The sequence below is a fragment of the Neoroseomonas soli genome (assembly GCF_018129065.1).
Lineage (GTDB): Bacteria > Pseudomonadota > Alphaproteobacteria > Acetobacterales > Acetobacteraceae > Neoroseomonas > Neoroseomonas soli.
Genome location: NZ_JAAEDM010000209.1, coordinates 1 through 672, shown reverse-complemented (window position 1 = coordinate 672; position 672 = coordinate 1). Strand labels below are relative to the sequence as shown.

Here is a 672-nt window from a genome sequence, read left to right as displayed (position 1 = left end):
CCGGCCGCCGCGAGGCTCGCGCGGGTCGAGAGCAACGCCTGCTGCATCAGCGCGGCCGCCTCCTCCCCGCTGTCCGCGGCGCAGCCAAGGACCAGCAGCGGCAGAAGGAGGGTGGCGCGCGGTGGGGCCATCAGGCGCGGGAATGCTCCACGGCGGCCTCGCGGGGAGGCCGCCGCCGGGTCAGGGATCGCCCTTTCAGGCGTCGGCGGGCTCGGCGCTGCGCGGCGCCGGGGTGGCGGACGGTGCGAGGCGCGGCGCCGTGGTCGCCGACGGCGCCTCGGTGATCATCTCCATCTTGCCGGAGAGCTGGCCGCCATCCTCGACCGAGAGCCGGCGCGACCGGGCGGTGCCGATCACCCGGCCGGTGGCGCGGATGGTCAGGCTGCCATTGGCCGTGAGCGTGCCGTCGAAGACGCCGGCGATCTCGGCGTCCTCGACCTGGACCTCGCCCTTGAAGACGCCGGAATGGCTGATCACCAGTTCCTGCGCCTGCAGGAGCTGGCTTTCCATGGTGCCTTCGATGATCAGGCGCTCGGCCTCGGTCACCGTCCCCTGAAGGCTGATGCCCTTGCCGACCACCAGGGTGCGGCGGTCGGAGACCTCGGCACGTGCCGGGGCGCGCGTCTGCGCGGCGGCGGCGGTGGACGGCGGCGACGGCACGCGGGCCACGGC

General features: G+C 74.9%; 1 protein-coding gene. It reads right to left on the bottom strand.

Translation table 11 applies throughout. The annotated features are described in order from the left end of the window. Nucleotides 1-195 precede the first annotated feature (195 nt). Nucleotides 196-672: bactofilin family protein (locus GXW76_RS25500; RefSeq protein ID WP_211864937.1), on the bottom strand; the 477-nt coding region annotated here is incomplete at its 5' end.